The sequence below is a fragment of the Sorangium sp. So ce394 genome (assembly GCF_051474665.1).
Lineage (GTDB): Bacteria > Myxococcota_A > Polyangia > Polyangiales > Polyangiaceae > Sorangium > Sorangium cellulosum_D.
Map to the genome: position 1 here is coordinate 10726822 of NZ_CP150339.1, position 20249 is coordinate 10747070.

19 protein-coding genes and 1 pseudogene are annotated in these 20249 nt (G+C 70.8%); 7 read left to right on the forward strand and 13 right to left on the reverse strand.

The window, feature by feature from the left end; genetic code table 11:
• Positions 1-8: 8 nt before the first annotated feature.
• Complete coding sequence (locus tag WMF33_RS39615; protein ID WP_437333462.1) at positions 9-401, forward strand: hypothetical protein; 393 nt, start codon at positions 9-11, stop codon at positions 399-401.
• On the opposite strand, the pseudogene WMF33_RS39620 reads toward WMF33_RS39615, so the two are convergent.
• Positions 335-529, reverse strand: a pseudogene (locus WMF33_RS39620) (hypothetical protein); the annotation flags it as partial. The gene WMF33_RS39615 and the pseudogene WMF33_RS39620 sit on opposite strands and share 67 nt — an antisense overlap.
• Positions 530-1247: 718 nt before the next feature.
• Between WMF33_RS39620 and WMF33_RS39625 the strand changes: the two are divergent.
• Both WMF33_RS39625 and WMF33_RS39630 read left to right on the forward strand, forming a co-directional pair.
• Entirely contained in the window at positions 1248-1604 is a 357-nt protein-coding gene (locus tag WMF33_RS39625; RefSeq protein ID WP_437333463.1) for a hypothetical protein, read from the forward strand.
• Positions 1605-1644: 40 nt separating this feature from the next.
• Positions 1645-2058 (forward strand): hypothetical protein, encoded by a 414-nt coding sequence (locus WMF33_RS39630; protein WP_437333464.1) that lies wholly within the window; start codon positions 1645-1647, stop codon positions 2056-2058.
• A gap of 93 nt (positions 2059-2151) precedes the next feature.
• Here the strand turns inward: WMF33_RS39630 and WMF33_RS39635 are convergent, their stop codons facing one another.
• Positions 2152-4362, reverse strand: a complete 2211-nt coding sequence (locus tag WMF33_RS39635; protein WP_437333465.1) for a family 43 glycosylhydrolase — start codon at positions 4360-4362, stop codon at positions 2152-2154.
• 177 nt (positions 4363-4539) lie between these two features.
• Complete coding sequence (locus WMF33_RS39640) at positions 4540-5799, reverse strand: hypothetical protein (RefSeq protein ID WP_437333466.1); 1260 nt, start codon at positions 5797-5799, stop codon at positions 4540-4542.
• Between WMF33_RS39640 and WMF33_RS39645 the strand changes: the two genes are divergently transcribed.
• A complete protein-coding gene (locus WMF33_RS39645; RefSeq protein WP_437333467.1) occupies positions 5798-5953 on the forward strand; it encodes a hypothetical protein in 156 nt (51 codons plus the stop codon). The two genes, WMF33_RS39640 and WMF33_RS39645, sit on opposite strands and share 2 nt — an antisense overlap.
• 485 nt (positions 5954-6438) lie before the next feature.
• Here WMF33_RS39645 and WMF33_RS39650 read toward each other — a convergent pair whose 3' ends face one another.
• The 7 genes from WMF33_RS39650 to WMF33_RS39680 form a co-directional block, all read right to left on the reverse strand.
• Complete coding sequence (locus tag WMF33_RS39650) at positions 6439-6810, reverse strand: hypothetical protein (RefSeq protein ID WP_437333468.1); 372 nt, start codon at positions 6808-6810, stop codon at positions 6439-6441.
• Between the two features lie 451 nt (positions 6811-7261).
• Positions 7262-7705: a transposase zinc-binding domain-containing protein gene (locus WMF33_RS39655; protein ID WP_437333469.1), complete on the reverse strand. Its 444-nt coding sequence runs from the start codon at positions 7703-7705 to the stop codon at positions 7262-7264.
• A complete protein-coding gene (locus tag WMF33_RS39660) occupies positions 7621-8289 on the reverse strand; it encodes a hypothetical protein (RefSeq protein ID WP_437333470.1) in 669 nt (222 codons plus the stop codon). Before WMF33_RS39660 ends, WMF33_RS39655 begins: the two co-directional genes overlap by 85 nt.
• A gap of 451 nt (positions 8290-8740) precedes the next feature.
• The gene (locus WMF33_RS39665) at positions 8741-9037 is read right to left on the reverse strand and encodes a hypothetical protein (RefSeq protein ID WP_437333471.1); all 297 of its coding nucleotides are present in this window, start codon (positions 9035-9037) and stop codon (positions 8741-8743) included.
• Between the two features lie 227 nt (positions 9038-9264).
• Positions 9265-10029, reverse strand: a complete 765-nt coding sequence (locus WMF33_RS39670) for a transposase zinc-binding domain-containing protein (protein ID WP_437333472.1) — start codon at positions 10027-10029, stop codon at positions 9265-9267.
• A gap of 747 nt (positions 10030-10776) precedes the next feature.
• Entirely contained in the window at positions 10777-11430 is a 654-nt protein-coding gene (locus WMF33_RS39675; protein ID WP_437333473.1) for a peptide chain release factor-like protein, read from the reverse strand.
• Positions 11427-12662, reverse strand: a complete 1236-nt coding sequence (locus WMF33_RS39680) for an RtcB family protein (protein ID WP_437333474.1) — start codon at positions 12660-12662, stop codon at positions 11427-11429. The genes WMF33_RS39675 and WMF33_RS39680 overlap by 4 nt, the downstream gene beginning before the upstream one ends.
• Positions 12663-12839: 177 nt before the next feature.
• On the opposite strand from WMF33_RS39680, the gene WMF33_RS39685 reads away from it, so the two are divergent.
• The gene (locus tag WMF33_RS39685; protein WP_437333475.1) at positions 12840-14387 is read left to right on the forward strand and encodes a sigma-54 interaction domain-containing protein; all 1548 of its coding nucleotides are present in this window, start codon (positions 12840-12842) and stop codon (positions 14385-14387) included.
• Between the two features lie 228 nt (positions 14388-14615).
• On the opposite strand, the gene WMF33_RS39690 is transcribed toward WMF33_RS39685, so the two are convergent.
• Entirely contained in the window at positions 14616-15311 is a 696-nt protein-coding gene (locus WMF33_RS39690) for a hypothetical protein (RefSeq protein WP_437333476.1), read from the reverse strand.
• Positions 15312-15804: 493 nt separating this feature from the next.
• Here WMF33_RS39690 and WMF33_RS39695 point away from each other — a divergent pair, with 493 nt between their 5' ends.
• Both WMF33_RS39695 and WMF33_RS39700 read left to right on the forward strand, forming a co-directional pair.
• Positions 15805-16956, forward strand: a complete 1152-nt coding sequence (locus tag WMF33_RS39695; RefSeq protein ID WP_437333477.1) for a zinc-dependent alcohol dehydrogenase — start codon at positions 15805-15807, stop codon at positions 16954-16956.
• A gap of 29 nt (positions 16957-16985) precedes the next feature.
• The gene (locus WMF33_RS39700) at positions 16986-17354 is read left to right on the forward strand and encodes a hypothetical protein (RefSeq protein ID WP_437333478.1); all 369 of its coding nucleotides are present in this window, start codon (positions 16986-16988) and stop codon (positions 17352-17354) included.
• On the opposite strand, the gene WMF33_RS39705 is transcribed toward WMF33_RS39700, so the two are convergent.
• Together WMF33_RS39705 and WMF33_RS39710 are read right to left on the reverse strand one after the other, a co-directional pair.
• Positions 17351-18691: a hypothetical protein gene (locus WMF33_RS39705; RefSeq protein WP_061626931.1), complete on the reverse strand. Its 1341-nt coding sequence runs from the start codon at positions 18689-18691 to the stop codon at positions 17351-17353. The two genes, WMF33_RS39700 and WMF33_RS39705, sit on opposite strands and share 4 nt — an antisense overlap.
• 599 nt (positions 18692-19290) lie before the next feature.
• Complete coding sequence (locus WMF33_RS39710) at positions 19291-19995, reverse strand: thermonuclease family protein (protein ID WP_437333479.1); 705 nt, start codon at positions 19993-19995, stop codon at positions 19291-19293.
• Between the last annotated feature and the right edge of the window lie 254 nt (positions 19996-20249).

Genomic DNA, 20249 nt, shown 5'->3' on the forward strand with positions numbered 1-20249 from the left:
CGCGCGGCATGTGGCACGCCGCGCAGGGCTGGGCCGCGGCGGGCGACGCGCGGTGCTCGGTGAGGGTCGACTGCATCAGCTCCGCCGTCGACCGCCCTCGCGCCGTGGGGAACGCGAACTCGTGGCAGGCCGCGCACGCGTCCGCGCCCCCGAACCGCGCGTCCCGGATCACCGTGTGCGGCGCCGCCGGCGGCGCCCCGCTCCCCGCCCACGGCGCTGCGAGCACCGGCGCCACCGCCGGCCCCGCGAGCTCGCCCTCGCCGTCGCTCGTCACGTGGCACGTCACGCACCCCACCCCGAGCACCCCGAGCGCCTCCGGCTCTGGCTCCTCCGGCCTCGCCTCGGGCGCGTGGCAAGCCCGGCAGAACGGCATCGGCTCGATCGCGAACGCCCGCCGGTAGGCAGGCTCGGTGTTCGCCCGGTGGTGGAGCGACGCGCGCCACTCCCGCGCCACCTCCTCGTGGCACCCCTCGCAGGCCTGGTTCGCGATCGCCGCCGCCCCGAGCCGCGCCCGCGCCGGCCTCGGCATGGGCACCCGCGCCGCCTCCGCGGCCCCAGCCAGCGCGCTGCCAGCCGGCGCCCCGACCTCGCCGCGCGGCCGCGCGGTCGTGTCCGGCGCGGCGGCGCACGCGCCCACGAGGGCACCCGCGATCAGCACACCAAGGCCAGGGACACAGCGCCGCACAGCGATCGTTTCCGCTACAACACCCCCGCCGCCGCGTCACGCCCGAGACCGCCGAGCGACGCCGGCCGCTCCGCCGGCGCAGGCTGCCGCGGCGCGCCTCCACGCCACTGCGGGCCGGGCGCCCGCGCCGCGACAGCGGCGATCCATCATGGCAAATTGCCACTCTCCTTGCATGACTGGCACAGTCGAAAGGAAGTGACGAGCTCGGCGTCCGTGGGTGCAACGCACCTCGCGGTCCGTCCCCCCCGGGTGCGCTGCTCGGCCCCGGCGCAGCTGGACGCCCCCTTGCTTCCGGGCGGCGCCTCCGCTCCGGCTCGATCGCCCCTCTCGGCGGCGGAGAAGGTCGCGGCGCGCTCATCCGCGAGCGAAACGAATCATTCCTGGAGACCCGGGAGAATCGCCCCCCTCGCCGCGCGATGAAGACCGCATCGCCTCCTCTTGGCACCCCTATTGCGGATTGGCGATGGAGGGAGGTAGACGCATCGTGCAAGCTGATCATCGCTGCTTGAATCGCGTGGCTCGAGGCACGCTTGCGCGCCGCCTCGGCGCCACGATTTCGCTGTTGGCGCTCGCGCTCGCCGCTGCTGGATGTTTCTGGACGGTCGGCGGCGAGAGCGAGCGCCTCTACGGCCACTCCGTCGTCCGCGTGGAGGCGGCGCCGGCGGACATCTACGCGTATCCGAGCGTGCGCTACCACGGCGGGTACGCCTACCTCGTCGGCGAGACGTGGTACTACGAAGGCCCGCGCGGCTGGGTGATCTTCCGATCGGAGCCGCGGGTGCTGGCGGAGCGCCGGGTGGTCATCCGGAGCCGGCGTGAGCGGCCCCATCATCATCACCCGCCGCGGTACTACGAGGAGCGGCGCGCCCCGGCCTACCGCGAGCCGGTCGAGCGCCGCCGCCGCTATTACGCGGACTGAGCTGCACCCGAGAGGACCGCGGACGCGAGGAGAAAGAACCATGCAAACCACGAGAATGCTGAGTCTGATGTTGCTGGCCGCGCTCGCGGCGCCGGCGGCAGGCTGCGTCGTCGTGGCCGACGACCCGCCCCCGCTCCGGGAGACGGGGACGCTGACCATCGCGTACACGATCGAGGGCACGACCGACCCGCTCCTGTGCTCGTATTACGGGGCGACCGACGCCGAGCTCATCGTCTATACGCGCGGCGGCGACCTCGTCGCGGAGGAGTACGCTCCGTGTGATTGGTTCGAGGTCAGCGCCACGCTGCTCCCGGGCCGCTACACGGCCGACGTGACGCTCGTGGACGCCGCCAACCGCGCGAGGAGCATCACGAAGCCGCTCGATGCGCTGGACGTGTTCTCGGATGCCGAGCTCGTCGTGGATGTCGGCTTCCCGGCCGGATCCATGCTCTAGCTCCACCCCACCAGGGGTCCGGCCAGGGATCCGGAGGGAGAGCTCAACGCAAAGGCGCAGGTCGAGCTCGCCGCCCGCGTGTGCTCGCTGCCGTCAATCGCCGATCGTCGTCGCGCCGTTCAGGAGCGGCACGCCGAAGTTCGGCGTTCCGTCTGCATTCCATTCGAGCCGCTGGACGCGCGTGTGACGGTTCGGGTCGTAGAGCGGGTCCCCCGTGATCTTCTCGTAGTTCCGCGCGTGGTACACGAGCACGTCGATCGATCCATCCGCCGAGGTCGTGAACGAGTTGTGGCCCGGGCCATACAGCCCGTTCGCGCTGACGAACACTGGATTCTCGCTCTTCGTCCACGAGCTGGCGCTCAGCAGGTCGGCCGTCGCGCTCGCCGTGAGCAGGCCGAGGCAGTAGCGGGCGTCCGTCGCGCTCGCTGAGTAGCTGATGAAGACCCGCCCGTTCCGCTCGAGCACGGCAGCACCTTCGTTGACCGCGAACCCCGCCGTCTCCCAGGCGTGCTCGGGTCTGGCGATCCGCACGTTGGGGCTGGCCAGCGTCCACGGGTTCACCATGGCCGCGATGAACAAGCTGCTGTTGTCGCCCGCGACGCTGGGGTCCTCCTGCGCCCACACGAGATAGCGCTTGCCGTCGTGCTCGAACGTCGTCGCGTCGAGCGCGAAGGTGTCCGAGTCCGTCACGATCTGCCCTCGCTCGATCCACCCGCCATCCATCGGGTTGGCCGATGAGCTCTCGAGCGCATACATGCGAATGGCCCAGATGTCGGTCGAGCTTCCGGCGGCGAAGTAGATGTACCACTTGCCGTCGATGAAATGCAGCTCTGGCGCCCAGATGTGCGCCGCCATCGGGCCGGTCGCGTGCTTCGTCCAGACGACCTTCGGGGATGCGCTGGCCAGGCCTCGTATCGTGGTCGCGCGCCTGATCTCGATGCGATCGTACGTCGGCACGCTCGCGGTGTAGTAGTAGTAACCGTCCGTGTGCCGCTTGATGTGGGGATCAGCGCGCTGCGAGACCAAATAGCCGAGCGGCTCGAGCGCGAACGACGCCTCCGAGTCCTCGACCGCCGTGCCGTCGAGCGCGTGCGCATGGATCTGGTAGTTCAGGTGCCGGAGATAACGTGCCTCATCTGAGTACCACTGCAGCGAGACCATCGTCGGATCCCCGTTCAGCGCGGGCACGATCCGGAACGTGGCGTCCCTCCGGAACGTGGTGGTATCCGTGAGCACGTCGAGCCACAGGAGGTGACTCCTCTGTTCGGGTGGGGTCTGCCAGAGCCCGCCAGCCCGGTTGGACGTCTCGTCCTGCAGCGGGTACCGGGTCGAGTTCGCGCTGTCGACGTGCAGGTAGCGACCGCCGAAACCCACAGACTCGAACGACACCAGCGTCGGATCGTCCGGGTTCGCGAGGCCGGGCACCACTTTCCACTGGAAGTCGTCAGGAACCTGGTTGTTCGCTCTGTCGTCGAGGTTGGTGATCATCGCGTGATAATAGGAATGCGCGACATAGAGCGGGGCGCCCTCGGTGTGCGTGGTGCGAATATGGTAACCGCCTCCGACGTCGTCGTCGAGGTTGGAGAGCTCGAGAACAGCGGGGGCGGCGAGGGCCGCATACTCGGGGTCTTCGCTGGCCGGTGAGCCGAAGGCGACGCGTACGGGCTGAGCTCCGTCGGCCTGCCAGTCATCGACGCTGCTCAAGGTCACGGTCTGCGCCGCGTTCCAGTCCGCCTCCGTGAACGTCAGGCCCGCAAGGCTCAGCGTCGCCTCGGTCGTGTCGCTGACGCTGAGGGCGATCGTCACGGGCGCGCTCGGCTGCGACGCGAGGCGCACGGTGAACGTCACGGGCGCGCCGCGCTCGGCGAGGGTCCCCGACGGGTCGCTGACGACGATCGCTGCCGTCCTTGGACCGTCGTCGTCCGTGTTCGTGATGTCAGCGGACTCCGCGACGAGGCCGTCGCACGCTGGGTCTGCAGAGACCGAGGGCCCGAAGCGAACGCGGAAGCTCTGATCCCCGTCGCTCTCCGCATCGTCAACGCCCGTGACCGTGATCTCTCGAGGGGTGCTCCAATCCTCCGCCGTGAAGGAGATGGTCGCCGGGGAGACGGAGCCTTCGGTCGCGTCCGAGCTCGAGACCGGCACCGTGACAGGCTCGCTCGGCGCGGCGTCGAGCGCCACGCTCACGGTCACCCGCCCGCCGGACTCCGAGGTGCTGAGCGCCGTGCCCGCCGTCATGATCCGCAATGAATTGGTCGACGCGTCCGGCGCGTCGGCCGAGGGCCCGTCCGAGCACGCGATCACCACGAGCGATGCGGCGAAGGCGCAAGCTGCCGCCGTGAGCGCAACGCGTGGCGCGGCGAGGGAAGTGCCCTTTGGGTGGGGAGATTTCGGTGCGCGCATGATGAGGGGTGACTCTAACCATCCGTGAAATATCGAGACGCTCGCCCCGCCGTAGGTGCTGCGGATCCGGCAGGATGTTCAGTAGTGGGCGATGATCGCATCGAGCTCCGCCTGCGTGACTCGGACCGCGTTCGCGTGGCGCACGCCGGACGGGAAGCGGTACTGCGCGCTCCGGAGCTCCGTCCAAGAGCCCGGATCCGCGTCGAGATCCGTCGTGCTCCAGCACCCGAACACACCGCCGTTCAGGTAGTAGTCGGCGAACAGGTACCATCGGCTCTCCCGCGGATCCTTGATGACAAACGGTCCCTCCGTTGCTCGTCTCCTGCTCTGGGTCGACCCCCGGGTGATGTAGTCCGGACTCCATCGCGTGAACGTCGCCGGATCGAGCGCGAGCGTCGAGGAGCGCGCGATCTGGATGTCCTTGCCCGATCCTGTGAGCGCGCTCCCGCTGCTGTCCGTCTCGTCCTTGAAGAAGAGGTAGTTGCGGTCATTCCATTGCGTGATCGTCGCGTCGATGATGCTGTAGCCCGGATCGAAGAGCACGTCGGGGGTCGGGTTGACGATGGTGACGAAGTCCTCGGTGTAGCTGACGTAGATGCGGTTCGCGCCCGTGGTGTCGTTCCCGGACCAGATGATCGCATAGAGCTTACGATCGGGGTCGTAGTAAGCCTCCGGGGCCCAGGCGTGCATCGGGGTGGCCCCGGGGCCCGGAAGGTTCGTGAGCGTGATCAACCGGGGATTCGTGAAGGTGATGAGGTCGGTCGAGTCCGCCACGAAGATCTTGGAGCTCGGGTGGTTCCAGTAGTTCGCGTCGTTTATCGAGAGCGTCCAGTCCGTGGCGATATAGACGTACGTGCCATCGTTCTTGCGGAACAGGAACGGATCTCGGATGTGATTCGTTCCCATCCCGGTGAGCTGGTACGCAGGCTGTCCATCGGCGAGGGTCGACCAGTGAAGCCCGTCGGTGCTGTAGGCGAGGTGCAGCGAATCGCTCGACAGGTCCTGATTCGGCCCGAAGTAGCTCAGCACCCAGGCACCCGGGGAGCAGCTGCTTGCGTTCATCGAGGCCGAGTGCTCGCCGTTCGTACACTTGAGGCAGCTGCGGTCCGTGGTGCTGCTCCCCTCCGTGCCGACGCGCTCCCCTGGCACGCAGTCGGTCCACGCGACGCACGTCGTTGCGGGATCGGCGTCGTCGTCCCAGGTGCCGTCCGCGCAGTCGACAGGCGCGGCGGCCCCGCCTGCGCAGTACGTGCCCGGCGAGCAGGCGTCACACCGCGCGGGCGTGGTGCTCGTCCCGGCCGCGGTCTGCCTCGTCCCAGGCGCGCAGGGCGTGTGCATGCTGCAGCTCGGCGCGTTCATCGTGTCGCTGAAGGTGCCGTCCGGGCAAGCCGTGCACCGCCGGTCCGCCGTAGGCGAGCCCTCGGCGCTCGCGAAGGTGCCTGCGGTGCAGCCTGTCCATGCGACGCAGCTCGTCGCGCCATCGCCATCGTGATCCCAGGCGCCCTCGGAGCACGCGGGGGGCTCGGCGTCGGATCCTGCGTCTCCGCCGGTTGTCTTCACCGGGTCGCTGCACCCGGAAGTCCATAAGAACGCCGCGAGGAATCGTACTCTCGAGCTGCTTCCCCAACGTGCCATCTCGCTCCTCGGTTTCGCGCGTAGTTGCTGCGCCGATGGGCGCTAGCGTGAGGTGCTCCGGTGCTCAAGCGGCGAGGCGTGCACATCCTGGTCCACAGCTGGTTCGGCCGGCTTTGCCTCTCATGTTTTAACCTGATCCCGATCGTCTCGGGAGCTCACGGACTTTCGTGCGACGATGTCGGACCACGGAGTGCCCACCCTGTTGCGCGGCGCAGTGATCATGCACCTTTGTCCGCGATGACCAGGCGAGCGGAGCCGTGCCGGGATCGGGCCCGAGGACGAGCGCGCGTGACGGCCTGTCCTGGACAAAGCGAAAGGTCGTTCGAGAGCGATTGTGAGCGTTCACAACGGCGGCGTCAACCAAAATGGCCCGGCGACGAGCGCACGGCCGCCGGTTCCCTGGAGCCCATCCACCTCGATGCAGGTCCGACGCGCCTGCCGCACGGCGAGCCCCGGAGCTCGCGCCCGGACGCCCTCGGCGACGATCTCGGCGAGCGCCTTCGCCCCCTCCTCGTTCGGATGCGTGGCGTCGCCGGTCGCGTAGAAGGCTCTGGCCTGTGCTCGCCCGATGTTGTCCACCCACGCGGCGCTGGAGGCCATCAGGTCGACGAAGGGGATTCCCTTGTCGCGGGCGATCCGAAGCGACACCTGCAGGACGTTCAGATCATGATAGATGTGCTGTCGCTCAAGCGGCTCGCCGTTGTTCCTCGCCATGGGTGACACCAGCGCCGGGCTGGCGCGCGCGCTCTTCGTCCATCACGCCGCATTTCATCCGCGCCCGCCTCGTCGCCTCAGGAATCCTGGCGGGACTCTTCCGCGGGGGCGAACCGTAGCGATCCGTCGCTTCCCTGGGGATTGGGGGAGAGCGAGACGACGGATCGCACCCCCTCGGGAGGCACAGACCTGTTGACGCTCACGATGGTTGATGCTCGATCGCGCAGGCTGTTCGATGGCCATCGCGGGGGTGAGCGCTCCCGGTCACGGCCGTGATGGTCGGCCCATCCCGCGGCCGTGGCTGCCGGAGTGCTCAGGCGCGTCAAGGGTGCCCGCGCCGGGGCGCGGCGACTACGCCGCCCGTGACCCGCCCTCCGCGCTCCGGCGACCGTCCCGTGCGGGCGATGGGCGAACGGAGCCTCCGGCGGGGGCTCCGGGCACCGGATGGCCATCAACCAGCGCGAGCGAAAAAGGGCCCAGGACCATCATCTAGCCAGTTCGGTAACACACCTGCTCGGTGATCCCTCCGTGCGCCGGCGATGCTCGCGAGCCGCGTGGTCACGCGGGCGATCTCCTCCGCGAAGATGTGCTCCATCGCCGCGAGGACGTCGGACCTTTCGGCCGCAAGCGCACGCAGCTCAAACGGAAGCGACATGACCCACTGCCTGACGGGCACGTTGGGCAAGATACGATCGACGAGCGTCGCCGCCTCATTGCACATCCGGCGCGAGACGCAGCTGGGGCAGGGGCCGCGGAGCTTGCATGAGAAGGCGACGAGCACATCGTGACCGCAGGAGCGAGGTGGCGACGTCAGTCGATCGCGATCGCAACCGCCGTGTCGTCCGGGTACGTGAAATCCTGCTTGACAGTAAACGGAGCGCTGGGGTACGAGCATATGCTGCTTAGTTCACACTTGGCCGCGCCGAAGAGCTCGATGGCGATCTCGAGCGCTCCGGGCTGCACGGCGACGGCGCGCGAGCAGAACGCGACGAATGGATTGTCCGGCCGTACCGCGCAGGCGCTCGGCATCTGCTGGCGCTCGTACAGCACGCCTGTCCAACCGAACGTCGCGCTCTGTCCGGCCGCGATCTCGATCACGGTCGCGTCGTGGCAGTCGAGCGGCCAGTGTTCTGCCGTCTGGACCTCCTCGCAGGTCATCTCGATGTTCGAGAGCTCCGCATTGCCGAGTTGCCCACCCTCCGGAGCCACGCGGAAGCGGTCGGAGCACTGGGCGTTGTGGTAATAGATGGGCGTCGCGCGGTTGTTGGTCACCGTGAACGTCACCTGCGGTCCGGGCTCGTCGTCCTCGAACGCCGAGCAATCGACCGCGCCGCCGCCGGGCCCCGGGCCGGAGCCGCCGTCCCCCCCTTGGCCGCCGCCGGAGGAGCTGCTCGTGGGACCGCCCGGGCCCACCGTCGTCGAATCGACGCAGGCGGACGCCAGAAGACAAATTGAAACCATCGCCAGGATCCTCGACATGAGCATCACCTCCTGAGGGCACGGACAGCAAAGGTTGGTCCAGGCTGAGGGATCCCGCAGATCGCGTGGTTTCGCCGCGTCGCAGAAGATCGCGCGTGCCGCAGTGAGCCTTTCTGTGCCGGAGGGGCAGCCCGGCTTCCGTGGTACCATCCGCCTCGTCGATGTGTCCGGCGGCGCAGTCGCGGAGATGCGCGCGCGAGTTCGCGTCGTTGTCCGGCTCATGGCAGGCATAGAGCGCCAGCGAGCTCGCGTAGGGGTTGCCCCGCGGATAGGAAATCATAGAGCTCTCGCCCGTGTCAAGCCCCGCGGGAACGGCGCCGGGCGAGCCGTCTATCGCGCATCAAACACCCGCTCGCCCCGTCGCAGGGACCGCGCGCCGTGCATTGGGTGCAGTTCTGGCTCGACGACCGCGACGTGCGTTCGCCATGACGGGCTCGGGCCGGGTGCCCACCTACGCCGTATCGAACCCGAACGCCATCGGTTCCCACGTTGGATCGCGCGCGGGTGCTGCCGTTCGGGGCTGCGAGGGCAAGTTCAGATGATCGAGGATGCGGCGCACCACCGCTGAGTCGGTGATCGTGGAAAGCACGCGCATCCTCCGTTCGCATCTCGGGCAGCGGAGCGCATCGAAGCCGAACGAACGCTTCATGAGCACGGCCCACTCGACGTAGCGCGACGTTGCGAACAACTCCCCTTCGAGCAGCCGCCCCCAGTGCAAGACCGAGATCAGGGTCGGCTCAACTCGCACCGTGGGCTCGGCATGCGCGAGCGACCTCGCAGAGAGCGCCGGCGGAGCGCACGGCGACGCGGGCGCGGGGGATGCGGGCGCGGGGGATGCGGGCAGAGGCGCGTGCCCCGCGCACGGCTCAGACTTCGCGGCGCGGGCCGGAGGGTTGGGTGTCACGAGAGAGCGCCACGACGAGCGAGGCGCGAACACGCCATGGTATCTTACAAGCGGGATCTTCGGCGGAGGAATCAAAGCCGCGAGCCGGACTCGAAAGGCCGCGCAAGATACGCTCCACCTGCGAGTGCGAGCTGGGTACACGCATCGAGCGCGGAGGGCTCGGTGGTCTCGTTGCTGTGCTCCTCGGCCGCGCGCTCGTCGAGGTAGCCGCGGCGCCGTAGCCAAAGAAGCGCACGCTCGCGCACCCGTCGCGCCACCTCGCTGACATCGTCCTTTGAAGGCGGCGGCGCATCGTGGAAGCGCACGCCCATGGCGGTCTTCTCGAAAACGCCGTCGATTGCCAGCGTGTGGAAATGAACGTGAACGTTCAAGCTCGAGCCGAATCTCTGAGGGAACCCGACCGAGCCCGTCCGTGCGCCGGCGATGCTCGCGAGCCGCGTGGTCACGCGGGCGATCTCCTCCGCGAAGATGCGCTTCATCGCCGCGAGGACGTCGGACCTTTTGGCCGCAAGCGCACGCAGCTCAAACGGAAGCGACATGACCCACTGCCTGACGGGCACGTTGGGCAAGATACGATCGACGAGCGTCGCCGCCTCATTGCACATCCGGCGCGAGGCGCAGCTGGGGCAGGGGCCGCGGAGCTTGCATGAGAAGGCGACGAGCACATCGTGACCGCAGCCATCGCAGTGACATCGGACGAAACCTCGCGCGAGATCGCCACAGGCGAGGTAGCCATCGAAGGCGGCGACAGCGTACTTCGGGAGCGGGGCCGCGTAGGTGCGCGCTGCGTGCGCGACGAAGGTCGCGAGGTGCTCCTGAAGGAGGCCATACAACACGGTCTGATGCGGTTCGCGAGGCGCGTAGGCGTGCGGCGCTGGCCGCGAGGCCCTTGGACGCGCCGACAGCGGCCGAGACTCCGCTTGGGTGAGCATCCCGGCGGCTGCGAGCGAAACACGGGCCGCTCGTGCTCCGCGGGGAATTCTGCGGGACGAAAGCCGGCGGGACCTGGCGGCGCCATGGCGGAGAGGTACGGCGCGACCACGACCGCTGCTGCGGCGAGCGGCGGCTCTCAGCCCGGCAAGAGGCGGCTCTGGGATGTCTGATCCCATGATGCGCGACCAGGCACCGCCCAACACAGAATTGGACCTGACGGCGCTTCGCGCCGCAGGTCAATTCAACGTTGGGCTGGCAGAGTGCGGGCACGCAGGCACGATCCCGAAACAGGCGGCAGCGCATCGAGGGGCCCGACAACAGGGCGGCGAGCGAAGGAGAATCCCGCGGCGCTGCGCCGCCGGGCCAGGCGCCGACCCCGATTGGTGATGCCGCGGCCCTTCACCGCGGGCGACGCGACGGCGGAGGGCGCCCTGTTGGGCCCCACCGGAGCCGCCCTCGGCGGCGAAACAGGCGGAAGCCATGAAAATCGCCACTGTTTCCGGCGACGGCTCGTCATCGACCGGCTTTTCTGGCGGGATTTCCGACCCGCGGTACCAAGGCGCTGCGGACCACGGTGGACCTGAGGTGCCAGCGCGCCCGCATGTCGCACGCCGGCCTGGCCGTCCTGCGAGGCGGGCGCTCGCCTCCCCTCACCGCGCCCCCGCCACCTCGAGCTCCCTCTTCCGCCCCACCCGGTACGTCCTCACCGGCTCCCCCCGGACGATCCGGTCGTGCTCGCTCCAGCGCGCGGCCTCCCCTTCTGCGGCGCGCCGCGCGGCGCGCTCCGCGAGCCGCTCCGCGATGCGCTCCACCCCGCGGCGGACGTTCGCGCGCTGCGAGCGCTCGTCGGCGACGCGCACCGTGATCCCGCTCGGCCGGTGGTGGACCCGCACCGCCGACCGCGTCCTGTTCACGTGCTGCCCCCCCGGCCCTCCCGCCAGGCAGGCCGAGATCTCGATATCCCGCAGATCCACGCCCTCCCCCGCCCCGGCGCCCGCGTCCGCCCCGGCGGGGTGGATCGCCACCCCCGCGAACCACCGCTTGCGCGCCGCCCGCCCCCGGTCCGCGCTCCTCTCGATCAGCGCGTGCGTCCCGATCTCGCCCTCGAGCCAGCGCCGCGCGTCGCCCTCCACCAGGATCTCGACCGAGGCCGGCGCGCCCTCGTCGCCGTGCACCGTCACGTCGACCACCGCGAGCCCGCGCTCCCCGCAGAGCGCCTCCATCCGCTCGGCCAGCCGCGCCACGAACCGCCGCACCTCGACCGGCCCCCGCCCCGCGCTGATCTGCACCCACGACCGGCTCATCGCTTCACCGTGATCACCGGGACGAGCGGCGCGACCGCCGTCGCCAGGCCGGCCTCCACGAGGCTCTCGATCACCGGCGCGATCGGCTTGTACGCGTCCGGGTGCTCCTCGAGCAGCAGCGCCGGATCGTCGCACACAACGCGGCCCCCGAGCTCGGTGCGGGCGAGCTCGCGCCGCCGGTACCGGGCCGCGATCTTCTCGCGCGCCTCGCTGCGCCCCATCTTGCGGCCCGCGCCGTGCGCGACCGAGCGCAGCCCGGCCTCCGCGTCGCTCGAGCGCATCACCCACGACGGCGCGCCGCGCGACCCGAGCACCACGGTGAAGTCGCTGCCCCGCGCGGGCGCGGCCCCCTTCCGGTGCACCCACGCCGGCTCGCCGCCCACGGTCTCCCGCGCGACGTCGTTGTGGGTGAGGTCGAGCCCGCCGGCGATCTTCGACGCCCGCGCGGCGCCGAGCGCGCGCAGCATCCGGTAGGCGAGCAGGAGCCGGTTCGCCCGCGCGAAGCGGCACGCGCCGGCGAGCTCGCCGAGGTACGGCTCGGCGGCGTCGCCCTCGAGCACCGCGTCGCCCCAGCGCTGCCCGAGCGCGCCGCCGAGCCCGCGCGAGCCGGAGTGGGCCAGGACGACGAGATCCCCGGCGGAGAGGCCGAGCGCCGCCGCCGCCGCAGGGTCTCGCGGCGCGCCGACGCGCGCGATCTCGAGGAAGTGGTTCCCGCCGCCGACCGAGCCGAGCGCCCCCTCGTAGCCCGCGCGGTACGGCGAGGCGTCGCCGCTCGGGCGCAGGCCGTCCTCCGGCTCCGCCGCCGCGAGCTGCGCGAGCGCCTCGGGCACGCCGTCGACCTCGGCGAGACCGCGCGCGCCGCGCCGCCAGACCTGCTCGAACACGGCGGCCGGGTCGCAGTCGGCCAGCGGATCGTCCTCCATCGCCTGCCGGACGCGCCGCTCGAGGACGTCCGCCGACACGCGGCCGATCGACGTCGCGACGAGCCGCACGCCGCACCCGGCATCCCCGCCGATGAGCTGCGGGACGACGCGGTCCGCGAAGGCGAACGCCGCGCCGATCGGGATGCCCCGCCCCGCGTGCAGGTCCGGCATGCCCACGGCGCGGACGCAGCCGGGCAGCGCGGCGACGCGCGCGAGCTGCTGGACGGCGTTGCCCTCGAGCCAGACGTCGTCGCGGGCGACCAGGCGGGCGTGGGCGGGGAGAACGACGCTGTCGGCGGGCGCTTTCATGAGATCTCCGTGGCGGACGCGCGCCCGAGGCGGGCGGCGCGGGGGAACGCGGCGGATCCTTGCGGCTCCCGTGCCAGCGCGCGACCCGCCCCTGCGCCGGCAGATCGCTTCAACCTGGTGCACGATGCACCAGATAATGTGGTGCACGGCGCACCACTGCTGGTGTACGATGCACCGGTGAATCGCCTCCTGCTCACCTGGTCGGACGCGGGCACGCTCGGGCCGGCGCCGGCGCACCACGGCCGCCGGGCGGAGGGCGATCGCGGGCCGGTGCTGCGGCTCCTCGACCAGGAGGAGAGCCGCTACGACGCGATCGTGATCCTCACCATCCCGGCCGGCGAGGCGCCGTCGCGGGCGCTCGTCGAGCGGGCGCGGGCGCGCGCCGCGCGCGTCGAGCTCCGCGTGGTCGACGTCGACGATCCGTCGGACCACGCGAAGCTCTTCCGCGCGCTCGGCAAGCTCTCGGCGCAGCTCAAGCGCGCCTTTCCGGAGGCGGCGTGGGCGACGGACGTCCTGCTCTCGGCGGGCACGCCGCAAGCGCAGACGCTCTGGGTCATCCTGGTCCAGGCGGGGATCCTGCCCGCGCGCATGCTCCAGGTGATCCCGGCGGCGTTCGTGCCGCACCCGCACCCGCGGCCGGTGCGCGAGGTCCGGCTGGACATCGAGGGCTTCCCCGAGATCCGCGCGCTGCGCGAGGAGGTCGTGCGCCTGCGGGCCGAGGCGCGCACCCGCGACGCCGTGCTCGTCGGCGAGAGCGAGCCGATGCGCGCCCTCCGCGCCCGGATCGCCCGGGTCGCCGCGACCGACGTGCCGGCGCTGATCGTCGGCGAGACGGGGACCGGCAAGGAGCTCGCGGCCAGGGCGATCCACGAGCACAGCCCGCGCGGCCGGGGCCCGTTCGTCGCGGAGAACTGCGGCGTCTTCGCCGAGGGCGTGCTCGCGAGCGAGCTGTTCGGCCACGAGGCGGGCGCCTTCACCGGGGCCGCGGGGCGGCGGCGCGGCGTGTTCGAGCAGGCGCACGGCGGCACGCTGTTCCTCGACGAGATCGGCGAGCTGTCGCCGCGGGTGCAGGCCTCGCTCTTGCGCGTGCTCCAGGACGGGACGCTGCGCCGGGTGGGCGGCGAGGCCCGGATCGAGATCGACGTGCGCGTCGTGGCGGCCACGCACCGCGACCTGGCGAAGATGGTCGAGCAGGGGACGTTCCGCGAGGATCTGTACTACCGGCTCCGCGGCGCGATCATCGACGTTCCGCCGCTCCGCGCCCGCGGAGGGGATATCGAGATCCTCGTCGACGCGTTCCTCGACGAGGTGCGGGCGCGGCGCAAGGGGCGCGGGCTCAAGGTGACGCGCGACGCGCTCCGGTGCCTGTACCAGCACGCCTGGCCCGGCAACGTGCGCGAGCTGCGCGCCGAGGTGCACCGGTGGGGGGTGTTCTGCGATCACACGGTCGACGTCGGCGATCTCGCGCCGGAGATCACCGCGGCGGCCGCGGGGCCGGCGGGCGGCGCGGGCGGGGTCGCGCGGGGGCCGGAGGGGGAGGCCGAGGGCGAGGAGGTCGCGCCGCTCGCGGAGGCGGTGGCGTCGGCCGAGCGCGCCGCGATCGGGCGCGCGCTCAAGGTGCATCGGGGCAACATCTCGCGCGCGGCGCGCGCGCTCGCCATCGACCGGAACACGCTCAAGCGCAAGATGGCGGCCTACGGCCTCCGCGGAGATGAGGCGGCCTGATCCGCCGGCGTGAGGCGCGGGAGCGCGGGCGGGCAGTGCTCAAAATTGAACATGAAGGGGGGAAGGCGGGAAGGCGGGGAGAAAGATCGATGTTCTTCCCGCCTTCCCGCCTTCATGTGAACTCTCTCCGGGCACATTCGAGCGCTGCCCGCGGGCGAGGGGCGAGCACCCATCCTGGCGCCCGATCGTGCCGAGATCGCCGGCCGGGGCCGCCGAGCTCGGCGACGATCAGAACTCCGCGATGTCGAGCCTTCGCCCGTGCGCGTCCGGGCCCTCTCCGGTCCCGTTCGGGTTGCCCGGGGCGAGCCCTTGCAGCTTTCCGGTGATGACGCGGCCGCGGATCGTGCCGAAGAGGACGAGCCGCACGTCATCGACCTCCGCGGGGTCGACGTCGGTGATCCGGTAGGATCCCTGGATCCGGGAGGGATGGATCACGTGGATGTACGCGACAGCGTCGCGACGCACGGCCCGGAGCGTGACCGGGAACGAGTCGGCGAAGGCGCCGTCGCCCGTCGAGAAGCGCAGCGGGACGTCGATCTCCAGCAACGGAGCGCCGCCGGGGCAGCCCGCCTCCCGGAGGTCTGCCGGGTCGTCGGGCGGCCCATCGCCCCCCGCCGTGGTGGACTCGACCGCTGACCTCGTGAAGCGGACGAAGCGCGCGGCGAGCGGCGCGCCCGCAGAGACCGTCACAATCGTGCTGCCGCCCTTCGCCCACGAAAGCGTGGCGGAGCGCGCGCCGGAGACGGCGGAGACCACGTCGTTGGCCGAGAAGCCGAGCCGGGAGGCGTCCTCCACGCCGATGCTCTCCGAGCGCGCCGTGCACGGCCCGACCACTCCGCTGCTCTGGCCGCCGAGCGCGCCTGAGCGGCTGTCCGTCGCGCTGCCGACGCCGTCGGAGCCCCCGACGAGCGCAGCGCTCAACATCAGCGCACCCCGCCAAAAAAGCCGCAGTCCCCCGTGCATTCAAGAACCCCTCGCGCGGCGCATCTTGGGCTCCCCCGCGCGAGGCTGCCAGGTCACATTCGCGCATTTTATAGCGCAACTTGGCCAATCGATGTGCGAATCTGCGATACGTGGGACCGCGCCCGGTCGCGCCGAGGGGGAGCGGCCCCGGCAGCGCGCTTCGCGCGGCCCCTGGCACGGCGCACGCCGCGCGGCGCGCCGCGAAGCCGAAACGGCAGCGCCCCTGAGGGGCGCGCGCTCGGCGACGACCCCGGCGGGCGGAGGTTACAGCGCCGCGAGGAGACCGCGGAGAACGGCCCGCGCGCCGGCGCTCCCGCAAACGATGGACAGCCGCTCTCCCGCGGCGCCGGCCGGCGAGCCGCGGAAGGCCGATGTCTACGCCGGTTGCACTCGCGAGCGCGCGCGCCGGGTTCGCTCCTTGCTTCGCCCATCGAGCAGGCGGGAGGTACTGCGAATGCTGGCGGTCACATACCATGGGCCGAGATGCGTCCGCGTCGAGGAAAACCCGGAGCCTCGGATTCAACATCCGAACGACGTGGTCCTCCGCGTGAGCCGCGCCGCGATCTGCGGCTCTGATCTGCACCTCTATCACGGCTACATCGCCGACACGCGCGTCGGCACCATCTTCGGCCATGAGTTCACCGGCGTCGTGGAGGAGGTCGGGCCCTCCGTGCAGACCCTCCAGCGCGGCGACCGCGTCGTGGTGCCGTTCAACATCGCCTGCGGGACCTGCTTCTTCTGCCAGCGAGAGCGCACCTCCGCCTGCGAGAACACGAACCCGCTCACCACGATCGCGGGCGGGATCTTCGGTTATTCGCACACGACCGGCGGCTACCAGGGCGGCCAGGCCGAGCGCGTTCGCGTCCCGTTCGCCGACGTCGGCCCCATGAAGATCCCCGACGACCTCTCGGACGAGGACGCGCTCTTCCTCTCGGACATCATCCCCACGGGGTACCAGGCCGCGGAGATGGGCGACATCACCCCCGCCGACACGGTGGCCGTCTTCGGCTGCGGGCCCGTCGGCCTCGTGGCCCAGCGGTGCGCCTGGCTCCTCGGCGCCCGGCGGGTCATCGCCGTCGACGCGATCGATTACCGCCTCGAGTTCGCGCGCCGGTACAACCAGGCAGAGACGCTCGATTTCACCAAGGTCCCCGATGTCGTGTCCGTCCTCCGGGACATGACCGACGGCCGCGGGCCGGATGTCTGCATCGAGGCGGTCGGCCTCGAGGCGAGCGGCTCGACGCTGCACGGCCTGCTGGGCAAGACGCTCATGCTCCAGGCCGGCTCGCCCGTCGCCCTCAACTGGGCGATCCAGTCGGTCCGCCGCGGCGGGAGGGTCTCCATCATCGGCGTCTACGGGCCGCCGTGGAACCTGGTCGACGTGGGCGCGGTCGTGAACAAGGGCCTGACGATCAAGTCCGGGCAGTGCGACGTGAAGCGCTACATGCCTCGGTTGGTCCAGCACATCCGCAAGGGGAACATCGACCCGAGGGCGCTCATCACCCACCGCGTCCCGCTGGAGGCGGCCGCGGAGATGTACCGCCTGTTCGCGGCGAGGACCGACGGGATCATCAAATGCGTGCTCATCCCGTCGGGCGCGAAATGAGCGCTGTCACCGGGGAGGAGGAGGCGACCATGGAAGCCGAGTTCATGCGGCCGAAGGAGCTGCCGTACTGGGGAGTCGATCTGTGCCCGGAGGACAGGCCCGGCGTCCCGAGGGAGGCGCCGCCGCACCTGCTCTCGTGGGCGCACTGGATAGAGCCCGAGCAGCAGCCGGTCGAGGGCCGGGTGCTCAGGCACCCGGGGCTCGCCCGGCCGACGCCGGTGTTCAGCGCGGCCTTGCCGCCGAGAGGCGCCAGCGGCGCGCTGCGCCGCCTGGCCTACGAGGTCCCGGATCACAAGGTCTCGCACTGGCTCTTGCTGATGATCGCGGATCGGGTCGACGTCCTCGAGAGCCTCCCGCTCCTGGTCAAGCGCAGGAGACGGGCCGCCAGGACGGGCTAGAGGACCCGCAGGAACGCCGTGAGGTCGGCCTTCTCCTGGGCCGTCAGCTTCGTGCCGAGGACGAGGTTGAAGAACTCCACGGTGTCCTCCAGCGTGAGCAGGCGCCCGTCGTGCAGGTACGGCGGGCTGTCCTTGATGCCGCGCAGCGGGAACGTCTTGATGGGGCCGTCGGCGGTGGCCATCCGGCCGTTGATGAGCTCGGGCTTGAAGAAGCGCTCCGCCCGCAGGTTGTGCATCAGGTTGTCGGTGTAGTACGGCGCCACGTGGCACGTCCCGCACCGGCCCTTGCCGTGGAAGACCTGCTCGCCGCGCAGCTCCTCGGGCGTGGCCTTGGCGGGGTCGAGGCGGCCGTCCACGCCGAGCTTCGGCGCCGGGGGGAAGTCGAGGATCTCCTGGAACTCGGCCATCGCGTGGACCTGGTGCCCGCGGTCCAGGATGTTGATCCCCTTCTTGACGGCGATGACGATGTCGCCGTCGAAGTACGCCGCCCGCTGCTCGAACTCGGTGAAGTCCTCGACGGTCTTGAGCGCGCGCTGCGAGCCGAAGAGGCGCTGGATGTTCACGCCGCGCAAGGTGGGGGTGTCGACCCGGTGCCGGAACTCCTGCGGCCTCGTGTCGCCCACGAGGTGAAATGCGTTGTTCGTGTGGCCGTTCGCGTGGCAATCGAAGCAGGCGACGCCGAGGCTCGCCTTCTCCGAGCGCCGGTCCGCGGTCGCGTTGAACTGCATCTGCGGGAACGGCGTGACGAGGAGCCGGAGCCCCTCGAGCTGCTTCGGCGTCAGGATGCCGTTGAAGAGCTCGTAGAAGTTGTCGATCGTGACGAGCTGCCCCTTGGAGACGTCGCCGAGGTCGGGCCGGGTGGTGAGGTAGATGGGCGCCGGGAACTCGGAGATGAGGTGATCCGGCAGGTCGAAGTCGAGATCGAAGCGCGTGAGGTCGCGCCCCGTCTGGCGCTTCAGCTCGTCGATGTGGAACTTCGGGAAGACCATGCCGCCTTCCGGGTGGTTCGCGTGCGGCAGCGGCAGGAAGCCCCGCGGCCAGAGCCCCTGCTCCCGGATGGCGTCGGGCGAGAGCGCGGCCAGCGCTTCCCACGTCGTCCCCTTCGGGAGCTTCACGCGCACGCCGGCCTGGACGGGCTTGCCGCGCGACATGGTGACCCCCTGCGCGGCGCGGTTCGAGAGGTCGTACCGCTCATCGAGCAGGGCCTGATGGCGCTTCTCCACCGCGGGCTTGTCGGCCTTCATGCGGGCGACCATGGCCGCGAACGGCTCCTTGTCCTCCACCGGCAGGTAGCTCGTGCGCGGCGTCTCGGGGCCGGGCGGAGGGTTCGCGTTCATGGGCGCCCGCGGGCCCGCGGGCGCGATCGTCCCGGCCGTCGCGGGGGGCGCGTCCCGCGGGCCGGTCGGATCTTCGGGCCGCGCGCCCGGCGCCGAGCCGCAGTTCACGAGGCCGAGCGAGAGCGCCGCGGTGCACGCGACCAGGCACGAGATATCCATTCTCTTCACAGGCATAGAAGCGCTCCTTCGCAGGAATACATCGACAGGGGACGACCGACCGGGCGCCCCGCTCTCGGACGCGCCGAGCTCCCGTCCGGCTCACACGAGATGGCGACTCGCCGGGCTCGCAGGCCAGGCGCATGAGCAATTCCGCCCGCAGGCGACTCCTGTGCCAAGGCCGCGTCCGCCATGCGCGCGGCTCCCGACCAGGCGCGGAGCGCGGCGTCGGGTGAGGGAGACATCTGCTTCCTCGTGCGGATCGGGAGCCGTCCCTCCGCCGAGCCGCCGGAGACCGCCGCGCCCCCGGGTTCAGGAGCGCGGGTCGTCGCGCGCAGGAGCCTCGCAGGACGAGACATTTTGCCACACGGCGTGGCATGGTGGCTCGCTGACGTTGAGACGACCTGGACAGGGGGGCAGGTCGCGCGTGGAGGACGTCCCGATCAACCGCCGCGCGCGCGCCCGTCGGTCGCGATGCGGACAAAGGGCGCTCGGACGTCCCGAGCGTCGAAGAAGAACACCCGATCCCAGCACGGCACGCGCTCGCGCTCCGACAGGTCGAACACCTCGCCTCGGGACAGGCTGCCGACGAGCTTCGCGCTCGACTGACCTCTCATGCTCCACCGGAACTCGTACGGGAGGAGGAGGTCGGGATCGCTGAACATGCCGCGCCGCTCGGTGAAGCTGCGCCGCGCGGCCTCCGAGAAATCCTGCGCGTGGCGCAGGTTCGGGGCGACGGTGTACGTCACCGCCAGGCCCTCCTCGAGGAGCTGCCGGTTGATGATCCGGCCGCCGGACAGCACATAGGCGAGCACGCGGCCGTATGCGTCGCACGGCTGTTCATCGGTCTGGATCTCGACCTCGGCGCCTTCGGGGAGCAGCTCGGCGAGCCGCGCGGCCGCCGCCTCGGCCCAATGGCCCTGGGAGGCGCCGAGGAAGTGCGTCTCCGGCGTATCGATCGAGAGCATGCGGATCGGATGGTCCACGCCCCGCTCGTCGCGTACGTGGAGCGTGTCCCCATCCACCGTCCTGACCACCGCCGCGCGGAAGCGCGCGCCCGGCAAATCGGGCGCCCTGCGCAGCCGACGCCGGGAGACAAGGGACACGTAGCCGATGAACCTCCGGATTCCCGGAAGCAGTCCTGTCATCGCCCCCTCCTAGGATGGGATGGATTCCCAGAAACCAACGTTCGGCGTTCGCTCGGACGTGCGCCCGGCCCAGGCGGCCTGTTCCATCATGGTATGGACCGGGCCGGGGCCGGCTGAAAGAGCTCGCTAGCCCTGATCCGGGGGGCAGGAGGTGACCTGAAGCGCCGAGCGGCGGGAGGAGAGCAGAGAGAGAATCAACGCCAAGGCGCAAAAGCGCAAGAAGAAAAAAAATATATCATTCCTCTCTTCTTCTC

What these genes read in the sequence shown, in the direction of transcription:
- WMF33_RS39615 (WP_437333462.1), top strand. Translation starts at nt 9, where the DNA reads ATGTGGCACGCCGCGCAGGGCTGGGCCGCGGCGGGCGACGCGCGGTGC.
- WMF33_RS39630 (WP_437333464.1), top strand. Translation starts at nt 1,645, where the DNA reads ATGCAAACCACGAGAATGCTGAGTCTGATGTTGCTGGCCGCGCTCGCG.
- WMF33_RS39645 (WP_437333467.1), top strand. Translation starts at nt 5,798, where the DNA reads ATGCTGCAGCTCGGCGCGTTCATCGTGTCGCTGAAGGTGCCGTCCGGG.
- WMF33_RS39640 (WP_437333466.1), bottom strand. Translation starts at nt 5,799, where the DNA reads ATGCACACGCCCTGCGCGCCTGGGACGAGGCAGACCGCGGCCGGGACG.
- WMF33_RS39650 (WP_437333468.1), bottom strand. Translation starts at nt 6,810, where the DNA reads ATGGCGAGGAACAACGGCGAGCCGCTTGAGCGACAGCACATCTATCAT.
- WMF33_RS39655 (WP_437333469.1), bottom strand. Translation starts at nt 7,705, where the DNA reads ATGCTCGTACCCCAGCGCTCCGTTTACTGTCAAGCAGGATTTCACGTA.
- WMF33_RS39660 (WP_437333470.1), bottom strand. Translation starts at nt 8,289, where the DNA reads ATGTCGAGGATCCTGGCGATGGTTTCAATTTGTCTTCTGGCGTCCGCC.
- WMF33_RS39675 (WP_437333473.1), bottom strand. Translation starts at nt 11,430, where the DNA reads ATGAGCCGGTCGTGGGTGCAGATCAGCGCGGGGCGGGGGCCGGTCGAG.
- WMF33_RS39680 (WP_437333474.1), bottom strand. Translation starts at nt 12,662, where the DNA reads ATGAAAGCGCCCGCCGACAGCGTCGTTCTCCCCGCCCACGCCCGCCTG.
- WMF33_RS39690 (WP_437333476.1), bottom strand. Translation starts at nt 15,311, where the DNA reads ATGTTGAGCGCTGCGCTCGTCGGGGGCTCCGACGGCGTCGGCAGCGCG.
- WMF33_RS39695 (WP_437333477.1), top strand. Translation starts at nt 15,805, where the DNA reads ATGCTGGCGGTCACATACCATGGGCCGAGATGCGTCCGCGTCGAGGAA.
- WMF33_RS39700 (WP_437333478.1), top strand. Translation starts at nt 16,986, where the DNA reads ATGGAAGCCGAGTTCATGCGGCCGAAGGAGCTGCCGTACTGGGGAGTC.
- WMF33_RS39705 (WP_061626931.1), bottom strand. Translation starts at nt 18,691, where the DNA reads ATGAACGCGAACCCTCCGCCCGGCCCCGAGACGCCGCGCACGAGCTAC.
- WMF33_RS39710 (WP_437333479.1), bottom strand. Translation starts at nt 19,995, where the DNA reads ATGACAGGACTGCTTCCGGGAATCCGGAGGTTCATCGGCTACGTGTCC.